Consider the following 3492-nt stretch of genomic DNA (forward strand, 5'->3'; position numbering starts at 1 on the left):
GATCGACGACCGCTTCGCGAAGCCGCAGGTGCGCGGGCTGTTGCCGGCGTGGTGGCACGTCGGCTTCGAACCCGCCGCGCCGCCGTTGCGCGACGCGGCCGAGTTCAGCGACCAGGCGGCTTACTGAACGGTTTCCTTCGCCGCGGCCTTGGCCTTCTTGGCGTGGCTCTTCGCCTTGGCCTTGTGCACCTTGGCCTTGGTCTTGTGCACGGTGCTCGACGGCTCGTCGGTCACGGCGCCCTTGACGTTCTCGGTGCCTTGCTTGGCGGTCTCGGCGGTCGCCTTGGCGCCTTCTTTGACGGCGGTGCCGGCCTGCGCGAAGGCGGCGCCTGCCGCGAACAGCAAGGCGAGGATGGATATGAGTTTCTTCATGGGTGTTCTCCTGGATGGAGTTCGTATCATCGGCGCCCGCAGCCGGTGACCGGATCGGACGCAGGCGCCACTCGGTGTAGGACCGACGGCAGTTCTGGAATTCACGCGCCCATCGGGCCTGTAAGTTGCTTTACAGTCCGCGAAGTTTTCTGAAACCCTGTTTTCATGACCGCGACACCTCCTTCCGCCGGTTCTGCCCGTTCTGCCCACTGGGCGGGCCGATTCGCCAGCCTGCCGGTGCTGCAGCAGGTGGCCGCCGGCATTCCGGCGATGCCCGCCGCGATGCAGCGCATGGGCCAGGCCGTGCTGGCGCACCCTTTCAGGGCGGCCACGCTCAACATCGATGAATTCGCCGGCGAGGTGGCGGTGTCGATCGCGACCGCCAACCGCTTTGCCCGCGCGCTGAACTTTGCCGGCTACCCGCAGTTCCGTGCCGAGCTGGCGCGCGGCTTCGAGGCCATCCTGGCGCCGGTCGAGAGCCTGCGCAGCAACCTGAAGCAGCCCACCGGGACGCAGCAGGCGATGGTGGCTTCGCTGCGCGAGACGGCGGCGAACCTCGAACACACGCTGCAGGCCCTGCAGCACCAGCCCTGCGAGCAGGCCGTCTCGCTGATCGCCGAGGCCGAGCAGGTGCTGACGCTCGGCTGGGGCAGCAGCGCGYATCTCGCCGGCGTGCTGCAGCACGAGCTGGAGCCGCTGTGCTCGCGCGTCGGCAGCCTGGCGCAGGCGGGCGGGCCCTCGCATGCGGCGCGGCAGCTGGTCAAGCGCGGGCCGCGCGACCTGCTGATCGCGCTGGCCTTTCCGCGCTATGTCGAAGACACCGTCGCGTTGACGCGCCTCGCCCGCGAGCGCGGCGTCAAGGTGCTGGCGCTGACCGACGAGCCGTCGTCGCCGCTGGTGCCGCTGGCCGACGTCACGCTGTATGCGCACGTCAGCCGCCAGGTGGCGCCCACCTCGAACGCCACCGTGCTGGCGCTGCTCGAGGCGCTGGTGGCTGCCCTCGCGCACCGCACCGAGGGCGCGGTGCAGCGCGCCGAAGAAATGGCCCGCGGCGTGCTGCCGTGGCTGCAGGTGGCGCCGGGGAGCGTGCGATGAGTTTTTCGACGACACCGGCAGTGATTGCCATCCATGGCGGCGCCGGCACGCTGTCGCGCGCGTCGATCTCGGCCGAGCAGCAGGACCGCTACCGCGCCGCGCTCGACGAGATCCTGCGCAGCACGCAGGCGATGCTTGCCGACGGTGCCGCGGCGATCGACGTCGTCACCGAGGCGGTGCGCCAGCTCGAGGAATGCCCGCTCTTCAACGCCGGCCGCGGCGCGGTCTACACGGCAGACGGCCGCCACGAGCTCGATGCCTGCGTGATGCGCGGCAGCGACCTGGCTGGCGGGGCGGTGGCCGGCGTGCGCACGCTGCGCAACCCGATCCTCGCCGCGCGCGCGGTGATGGAGGCCGGCGGCCCGGTGCTGCTGATCGGCCCCGGTGCCGAGCAGTTCGCGGCGGAACGCGGCTGCGAGACGGTGGCGCCGGAGTGGTTCGACACGCCGGAGCGCTTCGCGCAACTGCAGGCGATGCAGGCCAGCGATCGCACCGCGCTCGACCACGATGGCGCGAGCCAGCTGGCCCCCACGGTCCCTGCGCCGCTCGACGAGCGCGACAAGTTCGGCACCGTCGGCGCGGTCGCGCTCGATGCGCACGGGCACCTGGCCGCCGCCACCTCGACCGGCGGCATGACGAACAAGCGCCCCGGCCGCGTCGGCGATTCGCCGCTGATCGGCGCCGGCTGCTATGCGAACGACCGCACGGTGGCGGTGTCGTGCACCGGCGTCGGCGAGGCCTTCATGCGCGGGCTCGCTGCCTACGACGTGTCGGCGCTGGTCGAGTACGTCGGGCTGCCGCTGCGCTTCGCCGCGAAGCGCGTCGTGATGGACAAGCTGCCGCCGCTCGGCGGCCGCGGCGGGTTKATCGCCGTCGATGCGCGCGGCAACGTCGCGCTGCCGTTCAACACCGAGGGCATGTACCGCGGCTGGGCCCGCGTCGGCGAAGCGCCGGTGTCTGCCATCTACGCCGACGAAGCGGGGCCCGAATCGACATGACCGAGACGATCCCCACACGACGCGTGCTCGACGTGCGCAACCTCAGCGTCAGCTTCGCCATCGAAGGCGGCCGGCTGCAGGCGGTGCGTGCACTCGATTTCCACGTCGATGCCGGCGAGACGCTGGCGATCGTCGGCGAGTCCGGCTCGGGCAAGTCGGTGTCGTCGCTCGCGCTGATGCGCCTGGTCGAGCACGGCGGCGGCCGCATCGACAGCGGCGAGATGTGGCTGACCCGCCGCGACGGCGAGCGCGTCGACCTGGCAAAGGCCGATGGGCGCCGCATGCGTTCGCTGCGCGGCGCGGACCTCGCGATGGTCTTCCAGGAGCCGATGACCTCGCTGAACCCGGTCTTCACCGTCGGCCAGCAGGTTGCCGAATCGATCCGCCTGCACCAGGGCCGCTCGCAGCGCGAGGCGATGGCCGAGGCGCTGCGCCTGTTCGACCTGGTGCGCATCCCCGAGGCGCGCGAGGTGCTGGGCCGGCACCCGCACCAGCTSTCGGGCGGCATGCGCCAGCGCGYGATGATCGCGATGGCGCTSGCCTGCSRGCCGMSGCTGCTGATCGCCGACGAGCCGACCACCGCGCTCGACGTGACGATCCAGGCGCAGATCCTCGCGCTGATCCAGCAGCTGCAGCACGAGCTGTCGATGGGCGTGATCTTCATCACCCACGACATGGGCGTGGTCGCCGAGATCGCCGACCGCGTGCTGGTGATGCGGCGCGGCGACAGGATCGAATCGGGCGACTGCCGCGCGCTGTTCGCGCAGCCGCAGCAGCCCTACACGAAGGCGCTGCTGGCAGCGGTGCCGCAGCTGGGGGCCATGCACGGCCAGGACCTGCCGGCGCGCTTCGCACTGCCTGGCGATGAAGTGGTGGCCGCCACGCACCAGGTCACCATGCCCGACAGCGTGCGCGCCGACCTGCCGCCGGTGCTGTCGGTGCAAGGCCTCGTCACGCGCTTCCCGCTGCGCAGCGGCATCCTCGGCCGCGTGAAGCGCCAGGTGCATGCCGTCGAGCAGATCAGCTT

4 protein-coding genes are annotated in these 3492 nt (G+C 71.3%); 3 read left to right on the forward strand and 1 reads right to left on the reverse strand.

Annotated elements, in window-relative coordinates; all coding sequences use genetic code 11:
* Nucleotides 1-120: 120 nt before the first annotated feature.
* Complete coding sequence (locus tag AC1D01_RS25675) at nt 121-372, reverse strand: hypothetical protein (protein ID WP_477871392.1); 252 nt, start codon at nt 370-372, stop codon at nt 121-123.
* Between the two features lie 165 nt (nt 373-537).
* Here AC1D01_RS25675 and AC1D01_RS25680 point away from each other — a divergent pair, with 165 nt between their 5' ends.
* The 3 genes from AC1D01_RS25680 to AC1D01_RS25690 all read left to right on the forward strand — a co-directional run.
* Nucleotides 538-1467 carry a MurR/RpiR family transcriptional regulator gene (locus tag AC1D01_RS25680; protein WP_477871394.1) on the forward strand — a complete coding sequence of 310 codons (930 nt, stop codon included), beginning with the start codon at nt 538-540 and terminating at the stop codon, nt 1465-1467.
* Nucleotides 1464-2465: an isoaspartyl peptidase/L-asparaginase family protein gene (locus AC1D01_RS25685; RefSeq protein ID WP_477871396.1), complete on the forward strand. Its 1002-nt coding sequence runs from the start codon at nt 1464-1466 to the stop codon at nt 2463-2465. The genes AC1D01_RS25680 and AC1D01_RS25685 overlap by 4 nt, the downstream gene beginning before the upstream one ends.
* A partial coding sequence (locus tag AC1D01_RS25690) for an ATP-binding cassette domain-containing protein (RefSeq protein WP_477871398.1) occupies nt 2462-3492 on the forward strand: 1031 nt, incomplete at its 3' end. The genes AC1D01_RS25685 and AC1D01_RS25690, both read left to right, overlap by 4 nt.

The sequence above is a fragment of the Rhizobacter sp. P3_B12 genome (assembly GCF_056402895.1).

Excerpts from the sequence above, each read along its gene's own strand:
- AC1D01_RS25675 (WP_477871392.1), bottom strand. The coding sequence starts at position 372 with ATGAAGAAACTCATATCCATCCTCGCCTTGCTGTTCGCGGCAGGCGCC.